This window comes from Agathobaculum ammoniilyticum, assembly GCF_025567315.1.
Taxonomy (GTDB): Bacteria; Bacillota; Clostridia; order Oscillospirales; family Butyricicoccaceae; genus Agathobaculum; species Agathobaculum ammoniilyticum.
On sequence record NZ_JAOQJE010000009.1, the window covers coordinates 90,110 to 107,517 of the forward strand.

Sequence of the window (17,408 nt, forward strand, 5' to 3'; positions counted from 1 at the left end):
ATTTGATACACTGAAAAAAAGAGAAAGGAAGACGTGGCATGAGAAATATTTGGCACGACATTAACCAGCGCTACATATCGCCGGGGCGCTTTACGGCTGTGATCGAGATTCCGGCCGGCAGCAAGAAAAAGTATGAGTTGGATAAGGAGACCGGTCTGCTGCGGCTCGACCGCATCCTGTATACCTCCACGCATTATCCGGCCAACTACGGCTTTATCCCGCGCACCTATGCAGACGACGGGGATCCGCTCGACGTACTGGTGCTGTGTACGGAATCGCTCGACCCGCTGGTTGAGGTGGAATGCTATCCGATCGGCGTGATCCGCATGATTGACGACGACGAGATCGACGATAAGATCATTGCGATCCCGTATGAGGACCCGACCTGGAATTTTTATCACGATATCGACCAGCTTCCCCCGCACTACGGCAGCGAGATATCGCACTTTTTTGAGGTGTATAAAGGCCTGGAGCATAAGCATACGGCCACGTCGGACGCGCTCAATCGGGAGACCGCGATAGAGGTGATCCAAGCCTGCATGGACCGGTACGAGGTGCATTTCTGCGGCCGCCGGCCGGAAAAAGAGGAGCGCTGACCGCGCGGTGTAAAAAAGAGAGGGAACGCCCGTTCCCTCTCTTTTATTATTACAGCTTGTCAAGCAGCAGCTTGAGCCAGGCGTCGTTCATGGCGGGGGTGTCGCGCAAGGGGAATTCCAGCCCCAGCCGGTCGTATTTTTCCAGGCAGAGTTTGTGGAACGGCAGGAACTCCAGCTTTTCCAGATTGGGGTAGCTTTCCGCCTTTGCCTTGACCAGCCGCAGATGCTCCAGGCTGTCCGTCAGGCCGGGGACGACCACATGCCGGATCCAGAGCGGGACGCCCTTCATGGCGGTGAGCTGCAAAAAGCGTTCCACCTGCGTGAGGTCGGCGCGGCAGTATTGGAGATAGTCCGCCTGGGTGAGGAATTTCAGGTCGCACAGCACCAGATCGGTATGGCGCAACACACGTTCAGCCCCGGCAAGATTGCCGACGCCGGAGGTGTCGAGCGCGGTATGTACGCCCTGCGCCTGAAGCTTTGCGAAAAATTCTTCCACAAACGGTGCCTGCAGCAACGGCTCGCCGCCCGATACCGTCACGCCGCCGGAATCGCCCCAGTAAGCGCGGCAGCGCAACGCCTTTTGAACCAGCGCGTCTGCTTCAACCGTGTCGCCGCCTTCTGCCGCCCAGGTATCCGGATTGTGGCAGTAGACGCAGCGCAGCGGGCAGCCCTGCAGGAATACGACATACCGTATACCCGGCCCGTCTACCGCGCCGAGCGACTGGATGGAGTGGATGCGTCCGGTCATCGTTGCACAACCTTTCTGGTGGGATAGGAACGGATGGCCCCGCCGCAAAAGCGGGGAGTACCGGCGAAAGCCGCTGCGGGAATTCTCTGAATCCAGGCGGAATGAGCTGCCCGTTCGCGGCCGTTATACCGCCTCGTGGAAGGTGCGGGAAATGACCTCGCGCTGCTGCTCGCGGCTGAGCTTGTAGAAATTGACCGCATAGCCGGAAACGCGGATGGTCAGGTTGGGGTACTGCTCCGGATGCTCGTAGGCCGCCAGCAGTGTTTCCCGATGGAGGACGTTCACATTGAGATGGTGGGCCTTCTGCGCAAAGTAGCCGGACAGGATGGAGACCAGGTTGCCGATGCGTGTGTCCTCGGTCTTACCGAGCGCGTCCGGCGTGATTGAAAACGTGTTGGAGATTCCGTCGCGGCAGTATTCATAGCTGAGCTTGGCGACCGAATTGAGCGACGCCAGCGCGCCGGAGGCGTCGCGCCCGCTCATCGGGTTCGCGCCGGGTGCCAGCGGCTCGCCCTTGCGGCGCCCGTCCGGCGTGTTGCCGGTTTTTTTGCCATACATCACGTTGGAGGTGATGGTCAAAATGGACAGCGTATGCACCGCGCCGCGATACAGCGGGAACGCGCAGAGGGCTTCGTAGAATTTGCGCACCTGCTCGCACGCGATCTGGTCGGCCCGATCGTCGTCGTTGCCGAAGCGGGGAAAATCGCCCTCGATCTCAAAATCGACGATGACGCCGTTCTCTGGATGGCGGATCGGGCGCACCTTGGCATAGCGAATCGCCGAGAGGGAGTCCGCCATGCAGCTCATGCCCGCGATGCCGAACGCCATCAGGCGGCGCACCTCGGTGTCGTGCAGCGCCATCTGGCTTTTTTCATAGGCATACTTGTCGTGCATATAGTGGATGGTGTTCATGGCCGAAACATAGGTTTTGGCCAGCCAGGGGCGGTAAAAATCCATCCGCCTCATAACTTCATTATAATCCAGATATTCGCCCTCGTAAACCGGCATTTCCGGACCGACCTGCTCAAATTTATTTTCGTCCCGACCGCCATTGATCGCCAGCAGCATCAGCTTAGCGATATTGGCGCGCGCGCCGAAGAACTGCATGTCCTTGCCCACGCGCATCGCGGAAACACAGCAGGCGATCGCGTAGTCGTCGCCGTAGAAGGGGCGCATCACATCGTCGTTTTCGTACTGCAGCGCGTCCGTATCGATCGACACCTTGGCGGTAAACCGCTTCCAGTTTTCGGGCAGCCGCTCGCTCCACAGCACGGTCAGGTTGGGCTCGGCCGCGGGGTTGAGGTTATACAGCGTGTTCAGCATGCGGTAGCTGTTTTTGGTGACCATATGGCGGCCGTCCTCACCCACGCCGCCGACCGCCTCGGTGATCCACATCGGGTCGCCGCCGAACAGCTCGTTGTATTCCGGCGTGCGCAGGTGGCGTGCCATGCGCAGGTGCAGTACGAAATCGTCCATGATCTCCTGCGCTTGGGCTTCGGTCAGCACGCCTGCGCGCAGGTCGCGCTCGAAGTAGATATCCAGAAAGGTGGAGGTGCGGCCCAGGCTCATCGCCGCGCCGTTCTGCTCCTTGATGCCCGCCAAGTAAGCGAAGTACAGCCACTGAACCGCCTCCCGCGCGTTTTCGGCGGGACGGGCGATATCAAAGCCGTAGGACGCGGCCATTTTGACTATGTCCTTGAGCGCCCTGATCTGGTCGGACAGCTCCTCTGCGCAGCGGATCTCCTGTTCGGTGGTCGGGATCCCGCCCAGCGCGTCCCTGTCCTTCTGCTTTTCCACGATCAGGCGGTCCACGCCGTACAGCGCGGCGCGGCGGTAGTCTCCGATGATGCGCCCGCGGCCGTACGCATCCGGCAGGCCGGTCAGCAGGCCGACGTGCCGCGCCTCGCGCACATCCCGCGTATAGGCGGAGAACACGCCGTCGTTATGCGTTTTGTGATGCCTGAATTCTTCCTCAATCCTGGGGGAGACCTCATAGCCATAGGCCTTGCAGGCGTCGCGCACCATGCGCATCCCGCCGAACGGGTTGCAGGCGCGCTTGAGCGGCTCGTCGGTCTGCAGGCCGACGATGACCTCGTTTTCCCGATCCAGATAGCCCGGGCCGAACGCGTCAATCGTGATAACGGTTTCGGTATCGATATCCAGCACGCCGCCCTTTTCGCGTTCCGCCGCGAGCAGGGCCGCGAATTTTTCGCGCATCCGCACGGTGCGTTCGGTCGCGGGTGCGAGGAAGGCGCCGTCGCCGTCATAGGGGGTGTAGTTTTTCTGAATAAAGTCGCGGACGTTGATCTCTTTCTGCCAATCGCCGCCGGTGAAGTTGTGCCATGCGTTCATTGATCGCTTCTCCTTTTCCTGGTCCGGCTGCCCTTTTCTGCATGCAAAAAAGGGCAGCATCGCTTGTTGCTTGCGACACTGCCCAGACGGTCGGCATTTATTGCGGAACCCCTGCTTCCCGGTGGTTTACGCTCCACCTTGCCCGTCAGTCGCAGGGAATCTGTCATGGCTTTAGGATATCATAGCGGGCAGGGAAAGGCAACTGCCGAAACTGACAAAAATTTTGTGAAAAAAACAGCATAGTCTGCCTGTCCCGTCAAAAAGCGAACAAATGTAAAACTGTGTAAAACCTTGGGTAAGCTCTTCACAAGCGGGGGAAAATGGCGTATGATAAGGATATAAAAACGAATGGGAGGAAGAACTGCCATGAGAATCGGAATGCTGACAAGCGGCGGCGACTGCCAGGGCTTGAACGCCGCGCTGCGCGGCGTGGCGAAGACGCTGTATAACGAATTTGGGGACAAGCTGACCCTGTACGGGATTCGGGACGGCTACCGCGGGCTGATCGAGGGAGATTACCATGAGATGAAGGAATCCGATTTTTCGGATATCCTGACGGTGGGCGGCACCATTCTTGGCACCTCGCGCCAGCCGTTCAAATCCATGCTCAAGGCGGAGGAGAACGAGGAAACCAAGCTCGAGAAAATGCTCAAAACCATTAAGGAGGCCAAATTCGACTGTTTGGTGATTCTGGGCGGCAACGGCACGCACAAGACCGCGAATCTGCTGTCCGAGCATGGCGTTCATGTGGTGACGCTGCCCAAGACGATCGATAATGACCTGTGGGGGACGGAGATGACGTTTGGCTTCCAGTCCGCGGTCGATATCGCGACAACGGTCATCGATTCCATCCATTCGACCGCGTTCTCGCATTCGCGTGTGTTCATTGTGGAGGTCATGGGGCATAAGGCAGGCTGGCTGACGCTGTACGCGGGAATTGCGTCCGGCGCGGATGTAATCATTATTCCGGAAATTCCGTATAGCGCCAAGGCCATCGCCAAGGCCATCCAGAAGCGGGAAAAAAGCGGCAAGCGTTTCTCCATCCTCGCGGTCGCCGAGGGCGCGATCAGCCAGGAGGAGGCGAAAATGAGCAAAAAGGAGTTCAAGGCCGCTCGGGAAGCCATGCCGTACCCCTCGATCTCCTACCGGATCGCGGAGGAATTGAAGGAGCTGACCGGCCAGGAGATCCGTGTGACCATCCCCGGCCATTACCAGCGCGGCGGCGCGCCCTGTCCGGCGGACCGCCTGCTGACCAGCCGCCTGGGCGTGGCGGCGGCCCAGTTAATCCGCGACGGGAAGTTCGGCAACATGGTTGCGGTGCAGGACGATAAGATCGTCCCCGTGCCGTTGTCCGAGGTGGCGGGCAAGCTCAAGACCGTCCCGCCGGACAGCGATATCGTGCAGGCGGCGCGCGATCTGGGGCTGTCCATGGGGGACTGACCCGAAATAGATGAAAAAGCACCGGAGCATAGCTCCGGTGCTTTTTTGCCGAAAACGGATAAAACAAAAGCGTCCGGACATGCTAACAGGGCGGAGCGGCGGAAAATATCCGTTTTTGGACAGAATTCACAGCTTCCGCGAGGTAAAACAGGGCCAATGCTGGAATTTTTCCAGAATGATAAGGATATCCCTGTCTAAACTTGACAAACTATCAAATGAAATATATAATCAAAAATAAGTTAGCTATTGCTAACTAAAAATAAAAAGGAGTTTTGTTTATGTCTTTGATTCATAAGGAAATCAGCGATTTTTCCGTGCAGTCCTATCAGAATAATGCGTTTCATACCGTCACCAAGAAGGATATCCTCGGCAAGTGGAGCGTGTTTTTCTTCTACCCCGCGGACTTCACCTTTGTGTGTCCGACCGAGCTGGAGGACCTGGCCAACAAGTACGCGGAGTTCAAGGCCGTCGGATGCGAGATCTATGCGGTGTCCTGTGACACGCATTTTGTCCACAAGGCATGGCACGACACCTCCGACCGTATCAAGAAGATCGAATACCCGATGCTGGCGGACCCGACGCACGCGCTGGCAAAGGACTTTAAGGTGTATATCAAGAAGGACGGCCTGGCGGAGCGCGGCAGCTTCATCGTCAATCCGGAGGGCCGGATCGTTGCTTACGAGGTAACGGCGGGGAATGTGGGCCGTAACGCAGACGAGCTGTTCCGCCGCGTACAGGCGAGCCAGTTTGTTGCCGAGCATGGCGACGAGGTGTGTCCGGCCAAGTGGCAGCCGGGCGCGGAAACGCTCAAACCCAGCCTGGATCTGGTCGGCCAGTTGTAAGGGCGTCGCGGAAAACAGCGGGGAGAGCATAGGATGAACCAAGATGTTTTGTATGACGCTGTTGTTGTCGGCGGCGGTCCGGCTGGATTGACGGCGGCATTATATCTGGCGCGTGCGCGTTACCGTGTACTGGTTGTGGAGAAAGCACGGTTCGGCGGGCAGATCACGATTACGGCCGAGGTGGTCAACTATCCCGGGGTGGAGCGCGCCAGCGGCGCGGACCTGACCGAAACAATGCGCAGGCAGGCGCAGCGCTTCGGCGCGGAATTCCTGCTGGCCGAGGTCACGGAGCTTAAACTGGACGGGGATATCAAAACGGTCCGCACCAGCCGGGGCGACCTGCGGTGCTTCTGTGTCCTGCTGGCGACCGGCGCGCACCCGCGGATGGTCGGTTTTAAGGGCGAGGAGGCGTTCCGCGGGCATGGCGTGGCGTACTGCGCTACCTGCGACGGCGAGTTTTTCACCGGCAAGGATGTTTTTGTGGTCGGCGGCGGCTTCGCGGCCGCGGAGGAGGGCGTGTTCCTGACCAAGTATGCCAGGCATGTCACCATCCTGATACGGGGCGACGATTTCAAGTGCGCGCCGTCTGCGGCGGCTGCGGCGCGCAGCCACGAGAAGATCACCGTACGGACGCATACCCAGGTGGAGGAGGTGTCGGGCGATACGGCGTTGCGTTACCTACGCTACCGCAACAGCCAGACCGGCGAGGTCACCGAGTACCGTCCGCCCGAGGGGGATACGTTCGGCGTGTTTGTGTTTGCGGGCTACCAGCCGGATACCGCGCTGCTGCAAGGCAAGGCGGAGCTGAACGCACAGGGCTATGTTGTGACCGATGCGTGCCAGCGCACCACGCTTCCCGGGGTGTATGCGGCGGGCGATGTCTGCGTGAAAAGCCTGCGTCAGGTTGTGACCGCGGTCGGTGACGGTGCGCTCGCGGCGACCGAGATAGAGCGCTGCGCGGCCGAGCTGCAGCGAAAAACAGGGCTGATCCCGCAAAAGCCGCAGATGGAGCCGGAATCGCCCGTGCAGGCAACGCAAGCGGCGGAGGACGGCTTGTTCTCAGCCGATATGCTGGCGCAGCTTCATACGGTGTTTGACAAGATGGCGTCCCCGCTGCGGCTGTGTCTGTATCTGGACGACCGTCCGGTTTCGGCGGAACTGAAAGCCTATATGGAGGAACTGGCCGGCCTGACCGATAAGCTGTCGGTCGAAGTGGTACAGTCCGAAGCGGCGGACCAGCCGTTTGTCCGCATCTGCCGCGCGGACGGCGCGCCGACCGGCCTTGCGTTCCATGGCGTGCCGGGCGGGCATGAGTTTACCTCGTTCGTTCTGGGGCTGTACAACGCGGCAGGGCCGGGGCAGGCCATCGAGCCTGCGGTAAAGGCGGCGGTGGAAGCGCTGGACAAGCCGGTCGAGTTGAAGATACTGGTTTCCCTGTCCTGCACGATGTGTCCGGAGTTGGTCACGGCGGCGCAGCGCATTGCGGCGGAAAGTCCGCTGGTTTCCGCGGAGGTATATGACCTGAACCATTTCCCCATGCTGCGGGAGCAATACCATGTAATGAGCGTACCGTGTCTGGTCGTCAATGACGGCAAGGTTTCATTCGGCAAAAAGAACATGGCGCAGGTGATGGACCTAATACGGAACGAACAAAAAGGATAAACAAAGCGCCGGAACGGCTGTAGAGCCGCTTCGGCGCTGTTTTATGCGGCTGGTCTGGATTCAGCAAAGGGAATCCAGCACCGCGTCGAGAAAATGACAGGGTGATAGCTGATGCCTGGTGAACCTGTCCGCCAGGCCGCGGACAAAAATCTCGTCGCAAGAGACATCAGGGATAAAAGCAAGCTGCGGAACGCCCTGTTCCGGCGCGCAGCAGCGCAGGCCGAAGGAGACATACCGTGTTCCGGCCTCCGCGGAAAAGAGCGTTTCTCTAACAGGATAATACTGAAGCTGTGGCATTGAGACCGACCTCCTGAGTAAATGACGTGACATCAATTTCGAGTAGGATGATCAGCCGGAGCATAACAGGCGTACTGGGAAGATGCGTCCCTTTTTCAATATGCTGGTACCAGCGTACCGAGATCGAGGCCGCCTCAGCGACCTGTTGTTGCGTCCAGCCGTGCTGGGTGCGCGCTTTGAAGAGTTCGCGAGAAATTGTAGAATTTAGAGACATGGTTTATTACCTCCTTCTTTAGAGGAAACATAAACCACGAAAAATGAAACAGAAACGAACTTATAGTTCAGGTTGTGGAAAATGACGAAAATTTCCTTTTAATCCAATAATTAGCGGAAAAATAAAGGGAAATAGTGTCGGAAATCCTGAATTAAAGCGCGATATTTGTCGATTGAATTTATATGCGGTTGCAGGAAAAATATACAAATATTTTTAAATTAATACAATTTATGGAAAAAGAAAGGCTTGCGCGGAGGCAAGCCTTTCAGGATGGGTGGAGGATGTTTTTTTATTTTTATATTTTAGTATTCTCGGATGAGAGATGTTGCGGATGGAGATTCAATGTACTTGCCACTGGAATCGGTAACATAAGCGACAATCTCTGTCATATATGTACCATGATCGACCCAATAAGTTTCACTTTCGTTGACACCAACAACTCCAGAACCAGTATGTATCCATGATTTAATCGTCGTCCAAGAATTATTCTCAAACTTTAGAAGATTGATAGTAAGACTAACGTTATAACCTGGACGGACGCTGACAGTTCCGGTGCAGGTTGCTTGCCCAAGGGAAGAAATATTAAGTTTTGCAGACATATTCATTACTTGTTCATACAGTAACTCAACATCGCTATCTTCTTTAGATGACAAATCACCTGCAAAAGCAATATTTGAACTGAACATTAGGCAAAAGATTACCATTAAACATAGAAATTTCTTTTTCATTTTACCCTCCTGATTTATCCTCCAATTATTAAATACAGGAAAGTAAAAAATGCACCTATTTTTTTGAAATTCCCTGAGCAACCTTAATCAGCTCATCTTTACTAATTCCAGATTGCAATAAATAAGTTGATGCAGTAGATGGATCGACCCATACTAAACTATATAACCCGTCTTTCTCACTTAACTCTCCAGTTTGGTTATTGATTTTGACGGCTATAGAGCTTTGGCTCTCTTCTTCTGCATCAGATAAGATAAGCTGCCCATTTTGAGAAATATTAAGAAGAATATACTCTTCTTTGTCATACATATTTATATAGTAAATACGAATAGTATCATCAGATACTTCATAAAGACGTTGACTAAAGCCGTTTGGAAGATACTCAAACAGATATTCTTGCTCATCTTCTTCTAGTGAACGATACTCGGTTGAAACGTTACCATGAATATTAAAGAAATTAAAAAATTTCGACCTCGCTCCGGCGTTCGCCAAGGTGGCCAAAAACAGCGCGATCAGCACCGCCGCCACCGGAATGAGCCGCTTTGCAATACGGCGCCGCTTCGGGGGCGCGGACTTTTGGGCAGCCTGCGCCAGCTTGTCCTTCAACTGCTGAATCTGCGCCTCGGTCGGCTGCTTGGGTACGCCGTCCGGCAGGTTTTTCTCTTCTTCAAGCAGTTCTTCCCCATACTGCTCCATATATTTTTGCATCATCAGACGCAGATAAGCCTCCTCCAGATGGTTCTGGAGTTCTGCTTCCTTGTCGGTCCCTTTATATTCAAAAGAGTCGTTACGCATCTTCGAGCTCCTTTTCCAGTTCCTTTTTCAAAGCCCGGCGCGCTCTGGTCAGAGCGCTTCTGATAGACGCCGGCTTGAGCCCGACCAGATCCGCAATCGCGGCGTCGGGCAGGTCCTCAAAGTATTTATCGAGCAGCAGCTCGCGGTCTCGGTCGCTCAAGCGCTCCAACGCGCGCCGGAACGCTTCGGCGGTTGCCTTTTTATCAAACAGCAGCGCAGGATCGATCGACCGGTCCGCCAGACCGGTTTCGATTTCATCCGTTACCTTGTAGCGGCTTCGGTTGGAGTATACCCGCCGCGCACGGTTGAGAAGTGACTTGGTTATGTAAGCGATCTGCTTTGCTTCGGGAAGCGTTTTCAGCAGTTCAGTTTTGGAAAGCATTGCTACAAAGGTATCCTGAATGATATCGTTGGCATCGTCAATGCCGGAAAACGAATTGAGTTTGCTCACCCATAGACCGTAGTGATCCGCATAAAGATGGATGAGCAAGGCTTGTGATGCGGGGTCATTTTCTTCGGTTTTGGCGAAAAGAAAAGATATCATGTCAGCATACTCATTTCTGTGGGATGATAGGGCAGTTAGAAGCCGGCACGGATGGGGGGCTGGGCAGTTTTTCCGAGGTAAGCTCCTGTATGCGCTGGGCAAAATTTAAAATCAGTTTGATATCGCTGTCGTTGAGTCCTTTTAATGTATTAACTGTTTCATGGAACAGCAGGGTGGCCGCCGGATCGGTGTCAAAAAACTGAGCGGGTGTGATACCGAAATAGTCGCATATATTGAGCAGCTGCTTGACCGAAGGCTGCGATTTACCCGAAGTGATCCCCTGAATATAGCTTTTGCTTAAGCCTAACTCCAAAGAGAGCTGGTATTCGGATATATCCTTCTCAAGCCGAAGCTGCGTAATGCGCTGGCCGATAAAATGAGAGTACATGGAGAATCACCTCTTGCATTGATGATACAACATAGATTCCCCAAAGACTCTGATAATAGAAGTCGTTTTATGGAAATAGTCCAATTATAAGCGGTAATTTAATGGTGTGACTTGTAAAAAAACGGATTTTATACAAATTTAAGTGGTAGCATTGGAAATATGAGGAATTTCCTCTAGGATGACAAAAAAGAAAATGAAGAAATTGTATAAAATAGTATTATTCTGGTAAATTAAGTGAATAATTCATGCTTTTTCGTCCAATTATATCATATTTTTAATAGGTAATCAATAAATGCAATTACACATCCGGCATGCACGGGACAATACGGCAAAACGCGGCCGGCGCAAAAGAAAAACAGACTGCGGCGGTGGCATCGACATAGGCAAGGCGGTTGCTGCGGTGGCGACCAACGGCCGCTCGAGCTGGGATTACGCGGCGCTGGAAACCAGGCCGTATGAGGAGGTCACTATTCCGCCGCTTCTCCCGATTGCGGTGCCGACAACTATTCGGGCGGCCACCCGAAAGTGTCCAGACGGTAAAAATAACCACAGGCGCCCGCAGCAAAACGCTGCGGGCGCCTGTGGTTTGTCCAGACGGAGGGATACCCCGTCTGGACGGAGAAGAAAGAGAAGTGAAGAAGTGTATCGTAAAAGAGAAAGCGCACAGTCAGACGGGAGAAAGCGGGAGCTTTTCCCCGAAGCGCTGCTCATATTCCGCGGCGAGCTGTTCGCGGAAGCTGGGATGTGCGATGGTGATCAGACGGCGGGCGCGTTCCCGCAGCGTCTGGCCGCGAAGCTGCGCCACGCCGTATTCCGTCACGATATAGTTGACATCGCACCGGCTGGTCGTGACCGGCGCGCCGGTCGTCAGCGTGGGTACGATTTTGGAGGCTGAACCGTCGTTGGTTGTGGAATGCAGGGCGATGATCGACCGTCCGCCTCTGGAAAGGTTCGCGCCACGCACAAAGTCCATCTGTCCGCCGATGCCCGAGATCTGCCGCAGGCCGATGGCCTCGGCGCAGACCTGTCCCTGCAGGTCTACCTCCACGCAGGAGTTGATCGAAACCACGTTGTCGTTTTGTGAAATAACCGCGGGATCATTGCAAATATCCACCGGAAGCATCCGTATAAGCGGGTTGTTATCCACATAATCATACAGCCGGCGCGTCCCCATCAGGAATGTCACCGTGATCTTGCCGGTATCGCGCTGCTTGCGTCTGCCGGTGATCACGCCGCTTTCCAGCAGCGGCAGGATGCCGTCCGAGATCATTTCGCTGTGTAGGCCGAGGTCGTGCTTTTCCCCCAGAAAAGAGCAGACAGCGTCGGGCAGCGCGCCGATGCCAAGCTGCAGGCAGTCCCCGTCCTGCACCAGGCCGGCGATATATTTGCCGATCTGCCGGTCGGCGTCGCTGATTTTCGCCGGCCTGGATTCGGGAAGCGGCTCCCAAGAGCACAGGAAACCATCGATTTCGGACACATGCACAAAGGTTTCGCCATAGGTGCGCGGCATGTTCGGGTTGACCTCTGCGATCACGGTTTTGGCGGATTTGACCGTCTGCGCGCCATAATCGCAGGACAGACCGAGGCTGACATAGCCCCGTTCATCCGGCGGGGAACAGGTAAACGCGAACACATCGACAGGCAGCGTGCCGTCGCGGAACAGACGCGGCACATCGGAAAAGAACACAGGGGTATAATCCGCGCGGTGCTCCGCGATCGGCTTGCGTGCCAGCCCGCCGACAAACAGTGCGTTGTGGCGGAAATGCGGCTCCATGCCGGGCTGCAGGTACTCGCCCGAGCCGAGATAAACCATATGCGCGACCTCAACCTGGTGGAACTGTTCCGCCAAGCGCGCCATTGTCCGCTGGAAAATGATCGGTTCGCCGACCGCGTGGCCGAACACCACCCGATCGCCATCCTTGATGACCGAAACTGCCTGCTCCGGCGTCATCGTATGCTCCTTATAATAGGTTCTCCAATCCATTGATCTTTCCGCCTTTCCAATGCCTGCGATTACTTGATACGGGCAATCTTCTTGGCGAGTTCTTTTTTCATTTCGAGGTTGGACTGTCGTGCGATCATGATGCGCTGGGCCTGCGGGGAGCCTGCGCCGTGCATGGACTCGGGCAGGTAGCCAACCGCGGCCGTACCCATCGTCATGTTCTCGATCAGCCGGAGCACGCGCATGCGGTCCTCGGTCGGCACGCTTGCCACCCCCTTGAGGTACTTCTCGATGTAGTCGTGCGTCGCCGGATTCCGGTAGTCCGCCTCGCTCGGCTGCGTCACCATCAGACCTCCCGCAAGGTCCTGCGCCAGCCGCGCAATCTCATACGGGAACCGCGTCACATTCTGCTTGCATACGTTCGCCAGCAGCAGGTCGATCAGGTAGTTGCCGCTCTTTGTCTTCGTTCCCTGGCTGGAGCATGCGATGCCACAGCAGTACAGCGTCTCGTTCAGGTGCGTCATCTCGATCAGCTTATCCTTTACATGGCTGGCCTTCGCAGAGCCTGCCATATCGCCCGCAAGCGCCGTCGCGCCGATCAGCACGTCGCCCACGCCTACCTTGCACCCGCCGTAGCTCTGGCGGTGGTAGCCCGCGAACCGCTCTACCATCATGCCCGCGAACTGCACCTCCCCGTTCAGGAAGATCATTTCGTTCGGGATGAACACATGGTCGAAGATCACCAGCACCTCATGCCCGCCGTAGACCTTGTTGCCCACGTCGATGTCGTTGTATTCCTCGGTCTTGCGCGTGTCGCACGACTGCCGCCCAAGGATCAGCGTAATGCCTTCCGCGTCCGTCGGGCAGGCGAACGAGATCGCGTAGTCCTCGTCCCCCTCGCGCATCGAGATCGTCGGCATCACCAGCACATAATGGCTGTTGATATAACCGGTCTGGTGCGCTTTCGCGCCCGTGACGTAAACGCCGTCCGCCGTGCGCTCCACCACATGCAGGAACAGGTCCGGATCCGCCTGCTTGGAGGGGGACAGGCTGCGGTCGCCCTTGACGTCGGTCATCGCGCCGTCCACCGCCCAGTCGTTCTCCTGCACGTCGGTCCAGAACTTCACGAAGTTATCAAAGTAATGCGTGCCGCACGCCTCGTCGGTTTCATAGGTGGTGGAGTAGACCGCGTTGGACGCGTCCATGCCGACGCAGCGCTGGAAGCAGGCGGCGGTCTTCTGCCCCAGCAGGCGCTGCATCTTCACCTTCTTGATCAGGTCGTCCGTGGACTGATGCAGATGAGTGAAGCGGTTGATCTTCTTGCCCGTGAGGTTGGAGGTCGCGGTCATCAGGTCCTCGTACTGCGGATCCTCCGCCAGCTCATAGGTCGCCGCGAACGAGTTCAGCGACGGGCGGATGATCGCGTTATCCACCGGATTCTCCACCTTTTCCCCAAAGCTGTACAGGTTCAGGTGCAGCTTCCGCAGGGACTCGATATATTGGTCTTTGGTCATCATATCGATCAAGTATCCTTTCTTGTTTGATAAATATCGGTACAAAAGGTGTATGGAAGATGTTATGATCCGATCTGGACAAGCACCTTGAATGCATCCTTGTGCGTCTCCGCATAGTCGAACGCGTCCGCGACCGCGTCAAAGGGAAATACCTTGCTGATCAGCAGGTCGAGCGCCTCGTCCAGCATGCCGGAGGAAACCAGATTGACCGCGCAGGAGAAGGCATATTGGCTGTGGATACGTACCCCCTGTACGCGCAGCTCCTTGGCGAACAGCTTGCCGGTATCCACCGGATAAGGCTCGCGCGTCATGGCGATCTGGACGATGGCGCCGGTATTCTTGGTGTAATCGACGCAGTTGGTGATAGCGGAGGGGACGCCGGCGGCCTCAAAGCTGACGTCGTAGGGCTTGCCGCCGTTCGCGGCGAGCAGCTTGGCCGCGAAATCGTGGTCGAGCGGGTTGAGGGCGATGCAGCCGAGCTTTTCCGCCAGCACGCGCCGGCTTTCCACGACCTCGGAAACGACCACCCTGCGCGCGCCCGCGGCCTTGGCAACGCAGGCGATGAGCTGGCCGATCGGGCCGCCGCCTACGATGAGCGCGCTTTCCCCGATCTTCAGGCCGCTCATGCGCACGTCATGGACCGCCACCGCGAGTGGTTCGATCAGGGCTGCCCGCCGCAGGTCCACACTTTTGGGGACGCGGTACATCTTTCTGGTTTTTACGCGCACATATTCGGCAAAGCCGCCGTCCGCGTGTACGCCGATGATCTTCAGATGCTCGCAGACGTTGTCCTCGCCCTTGGCGCAGGCGTCGCAGCGTCCGCAGGTCAGCAGCTCCTGCGCGACGACCGTGTCGCCCAGCTCAAAACCCTCGGCACCCTCCCCACTGATCTGCACCAATTCTCCGACGAACTCGTGGCCGGGTACCAGCGGGAACACCGCCGTGGGATGGTGGCCGTTAAACACATGGATATCCGTGCCGCAGATACCGATGTACTGCACCCGTATCAGCGCCTCGCCGCTTTCCAGCTCCGGACGGGGGATCTCAGTTAGGTGCATTTTGAGAGGCTCTTCAATAACCAATGCTTTCATATAACAGCCTCCTTACCGTGCTTTTCGGGCGATTGCTTTTTTCGCCGCTTCCACAATATAGGGTGCGGTCAGGCCGAAGCGGTCGGCCAAGTAATCCACTGGCCCAACCTCGCCAAATTCATCGTGTACGCCGACCATCTCGAGGGGTGCGGGCTGGTTTTGGCACAGGATCTCGCACACCGCGCTGCCCAGGCCGTTGATGATATTGTGGTTTTCCGCAGTCACGACTGCGCCGGTCTGCGCGGCCGCCGCGATGATTGCCTGCGCGTCGATCGGCTTCCAAGTGAAGATGTTGAGTACGCGGGCGCTGACGCCCTGTTCCTGCAGCGCGGCCGCCGCCTTGAGCGCTTCCGCGACGCAGAAGCCGGAGGCGATGATCGTGACATCCGTTCCCTCGCGCAGCAGCACGGCTCTCCCAATATCGAAAGTCGCGCCGTCATGGAAGACACGGACCGTTGTCTTCCGGACGAGGCGCATGTAATGCATGCCGTAGACGCCGGCAATCTGTCGCATCAGATCCCGCAGCATAACGGTGTCCACCGGCTCCAGCACGGTCATGGTCGGTATGCCGCGCATGATGCCCATATCCTCAAACGGCATATGCGTGCCGCCGTTGAGCGCCGCCGTGATGCCGGGGTCCGAGCCGACGATCTTGACATTGAGCTTTGCGTAAGCGCCGGATACAAAGATCTGGTCGCACGCGCGGCGTGTTGCGAACGGCGCAAACGTATGCGCGAACGGGATTTTGCCGGCCGCGGACAGGCCCGCGGCCACGCCCATCATATTCGCCTCCTGGATGCCGCAGTCTACGGTCTGCTCGGGAAATGCCTTGGCGAAGGGCTTTGTACCCATCGCGCCCATCAGGTCCGCGTCGAGTACCATGATGTCCCGATTCTGCCCGGCCAGCTCCATCAGTGTGTCACAGAAGACCGAACGCATTTCCACGGGGTCGTTGCTGAGCTTTTCTTCTAACTGAAATTGCATAAGTCTATCCTCCTGCGGACTTAATACGAGTCGATCGTAGACTGCATTTCCGAGAGCGCCTCTTCCAGCTCCTCCGCTGTCAGGCCGCGGCTGTGGCTGCCCACCTGGCCGGCGGATTTGCTCCAGCCGTTGCCCTTGATCGTATGCAGCACGATCATGGAGGGCTTATCCGACTGCGCCCTGGCGTTTTCGATGGCCGTGTTGATCGCCGCAACGTCGTGGCCGTCCGCCTCCTGCGCATACCAGCCGAATTCGCGGAATTTGGCGGTGATATCGCCCAAGGCACAGACCTCGTCGGTCGTACCGTCGAGCTGCAGCTTGTTGTAATCGACAAAGGCGATCAGGTTGGAGAGCTTGCGCTGGGCGGCGAACAGCGCCATTTCCCAGACCTGCCCTTCGTCGATCTCCCCGTCGCCGAACACGGCGAACACGCGGTTATCCTTGTGGTCGAGCCGCAGCGCGAGCGCAATGCCCGCGGCGGCCGAGGCGCCCTGGCCGAGCGAGCCGCAGGTCATATCAACGCCGGGGGTTTTCGTCCGGTCGACATGGCTGGGCAGGTTGGTGTGCGGGCGGTTGAGCGTTGCCAGCTCGGACACGGGGAAAAAACCCTTGAGCGCGAGCGTGGCGTACAGCGCCGGACCGGCGTGACCCTTGGACAGCACCAACCAGTCACGCCCCTCCCAGCGGGGGTTTTTAGGCTCGTAGCGCATCTGATTGCAGTACAGAACGGAGAGCAGGTCGGTGATGGACAGCGAGCCGCCCAGATGCCCCACGCCCAGGCCGGCGATCATTTTTACGACCTCCATCTGCACCTGCTTGGAAAATACCTTCATTTCCCGAATTTTTTCGGCACTTAACATAATGATCTCCTTCGGTTTTCAGGGATTGTTTTGGTCAACCGTCTAAGAACTTCTTTTCCGGCCCGGGCGGCGAGTAGATCCAGAGCAGCCGGAGCTGCTCCGCGCCGGTGTTGCGGAACTGGTGCGGCTCTCCTTTTTCGATCGCGATCAGGTCGCCCTGCTGCACCTGCACCTCCTGCCCTGCGATCCGGCCTGTGCCGGTCCCATGGACGACGAAGATCAGCTCCTCGCTGTCCGGATGCGCGTGCTCCTCATGCACCTGACCCGGGTCGATCAGGGCCATGCCGCAGCCGTAGGCGTCCCGTCTGGCGGGCGAATAGGGCGAGGCGAACAGCTTGATCCGCCGCTCGTTGATGGTGCCGGGGTTGATGACCTTTCCTTTTACGCTGTCAACAGTGAATTTGAGCATAGGC

At 57.0% G+C, this 17,408-nt stretch carries 18 protein-coding genes and 1 riboswitch; of the genes, 4 read left to right on the top strand and 14 right to left on the bottom strand.

The genetic code is table 11. The features are described from left to right. The first annotated feature begins 38 nt into the window (after window positions 1-38). Window positions 39-596: an inorganic diphosphatase gene (locus OCV66_RS10735; protein WP_054328163.1), complete on the top strand. Its 558-nt coding sequence runs from the start codon at window positions 39-41 to the stop codon at window positions 594-596. Between the two features lie 49 nt (window positions 597-645). On the opposite strand, the gene pflA is transcribed toward OCV66_RS10735, so the two are convergent. Both pflA and pflB read right to left on the bottom strand, forming a co-directional pair. Further along, entirely contained in the window at window positions 646-1,344 is a 699-nt protein-coding gene (gene pflA, locus OCV66_RS10740; RefSeq protein ID WP_054328164.1) for a pyruvate formate-lyase-activating protein, read from the bottom strand. A gap of 123 nt (window positions 1,345-1,467) precedes the next feature. Then, on the bottom strand, window positions 1,468-3,696 hold the full coding sequence (gene pflB, locus OCV66_RS10745) for a formate C-acetyltransferase (RefSeq protein WP_107631262.1): 2,229 nt from the start codon (window positions 3,694-3,696) through the stop codon (window positions 1,468-1,470). 73 nt (window positions 3,697-3,769) lie between these two features. Then, a riboswitch (ZMP/ZTP riboswitch) is annotated at window positions 3,770-3,859 on the bottom strand. Window positions 3,860-4,062: 203 nt separating this feature from the next. Here pflB and OCV66_RS10750 point away from each other — a divergent pair. From OCV66_RS10750 to OCV66_RS10760, 3 genes are all read left to right on the top strand, one after another. After that, window positions 4,063-5,136 (top strand): 6-phosphofructokinase, encoded by a 1,074-nt coding sequence (locus tag OCV66_RS10750; RefSeq protein WP_054328165.1) that lies wholly within the window; start codon window positions 4,063-4,065, stop codon window positions 5,134-5,136. A gap of 278 nt (window positions 5,137-5,414) precedes the next feature. Further along, window positions 5,415-5,978 (top strand): alkyl hydroperoxide reductase subunit C, encoded by a 564-nt coding sequence (gene ahpC, locus OCV66_RS10755; protein WP_054328166.1) that lies wholly within the window; start codon window positions 5,415-5,417, stop codon window positions 5,976-5,978. Between the two features lie 33 nt (window positions 5,979-6,011). Then, window positions 6,012-7,640 (top strand): FAD-dependent oxidoreductase, encoded by a 1,629-nt coding sequence (locus tag OCV66_RS10760; RefSeq protein ID WP_054328167.1) that lies wholly within the window; start codon window positions 6,012-6,014, stop codon window positions 7,638-7,640. Window positions 7,641-7,700: 60 nt separating this feature from the next. On the opposite strand, the gene OCV66_RS10765 is transcribed toward OCV66_RS10760, so the two are convergent. The 12 genes from OCV66_RS10765 to OCV66_RS10815 form a co-directional block, all read right to left on the bottom strand. Next, complete coding sequence (locus OCV66_RS10765) at window positions 7,701-7,937, bottom strand: DUF6514 family protein (RefSeq protein WP_054328168.1); 237 nt, start codon at window positions 7,935-7,937, stop codon at window positions 7,701-7,703. Next, window positions 7,909-8,151 (bottom strand): helix-turn-helix transcriptional regulator, encoded by a 243-nt coding sequence (locus OCV66_RS15640; protein ID WP_082397365.1) that lies wholly within the window; start codon window positions 8,149-8,151, stop codon window positions 7,909-7,911. The genes OCV66_RS10765 and OCV66_RS15640 overlap by 29 nt, the downstream gene beginning before the upstream one ends. 302 nt (window positions 8,152-8,453) lie before the next feature. Continuing rightward, window positions 8,454-8,879: a hypothetical protein gene (locus tag OCV66_RS10770; RefSeq protein ID WP_147574274.1), complete on the bottom strand. Its 426-nt coding sequence runs from the start codon at window positions 8,877-8,879 to the stop codon at window positions 8,454-8,456. 55 nt (window positions 8,880-8,934) lie between these two features. Further along, a complete protein-coding gene (locus tag OCV66_RS10775) occupies window positions 8,935-9,672 on the bottom strand; it encodes a DUF4367 domain-containing protein (RefSeq protein ID WP_147574275.1) in 738 nt (245 codons plus the stop codon). Next, the gene (locus OCV66_RS10780) at window positions 9,665-10,216 is read right to left on the bottom strand and encodes an RNA polymerase sigma factor (protein WP_054328170.1); all 552 of its coding nucleotides are present in this window, start codon (window positions 10,214-10,216) and stop codon (window positions 9,665-9,667) included. The genes OCV66_RS10775 and OCV66_RS10780 overlap by 8 nt, the downstream gene beginning before the upstream one ends. 10 nt (window positions 10,217-10,226) lie before the next feature. Continuing rightward, window positions 10,227-10,604, bottom strand: coding sequence for a helix-turn-helix domain-containing protein (locus tag OCV66_RS10785; RefSeq protein ID WP_054328171.1), 378 nt, complete (start codon window positions 10,602-10,604; stop codon window positions 10,227-10,229). Between the two features lie 667 nt (window positions 10,605-11,271). Further along, entirely contained in the window at window positions 11,272-12,588 is a 1,317-nt protein-coding gene (locus tag OCV66_RS10790) for an acetyl-CoA hydrolase/transferase family protein (RefSeq protein WP_054328597.1), read from the bottom strand. Between the two features lie 29 nt (window positions 12,589-12,617). Further along, window positions 12,618-14,063 carry a 4-hydroxyphenylacetate 3-hydroxylase family protein gene (locus OCV66_RS10795; protein ID WP_390125245.1) on the bottom strand — a complete coding sequence of 482 codons (1,446 nt, stop codon included), beginning with the start codon at window positions 14,061-14,063 and terminating at the stop codon, window positions 12,618-12,620. 59 nt (window positions 14,064-14,122) lie between these two features. Beyond that, complete coding sequence (locus OCV66_RS10800) at window positions 14,123-15,151, bottom strand: zinc-dependent alcohol dehydrogenase (protein ID WP_054328359.1); 1,029 nt, start codon at window positions 15,149-15,151, stop codon at window positions 14,123-14,125. Between the two features lie 12 nt (window positions 15,152-15,163). Continuing rightward, window positions 15,164-16,135, bottom strand: a complete 972-nt coding sequence (locus tag OCV66_RS10805) for a transketolase family protein (protein WP_054328358.1) — start codon at window positions 16,133-16,135, stop codon at window positions 15,164-15,166. Window positions 16,136-16,155: 20 nt separating this feature from the next. Then, complete coding sequence (locus OCV66_RS10810; RefSeq protein WP_107631256.1) at window positions 16,156-16,995, bottom strand: transketolase; 840 nt, start codon at window positions 16,993-16,995, stop codon at window positions 16,156-16,158. Window positions 16,996-17,029: 34 nt separating this feature from the next. Beyond that, window positions 17,030-17,404: a cupin domain-containing protein gene (locus tag OCV66_RS10815; RefSeq protein WP_054328357.1), complete on the bottom strand. Its 375-nt coding sequence runs from the start codon at window positions 17,402-17,404 to the stop codon at window positions 17,030-17,032. Window positions 17,405-17,408 lie beyond the last annotated feature (4 nt).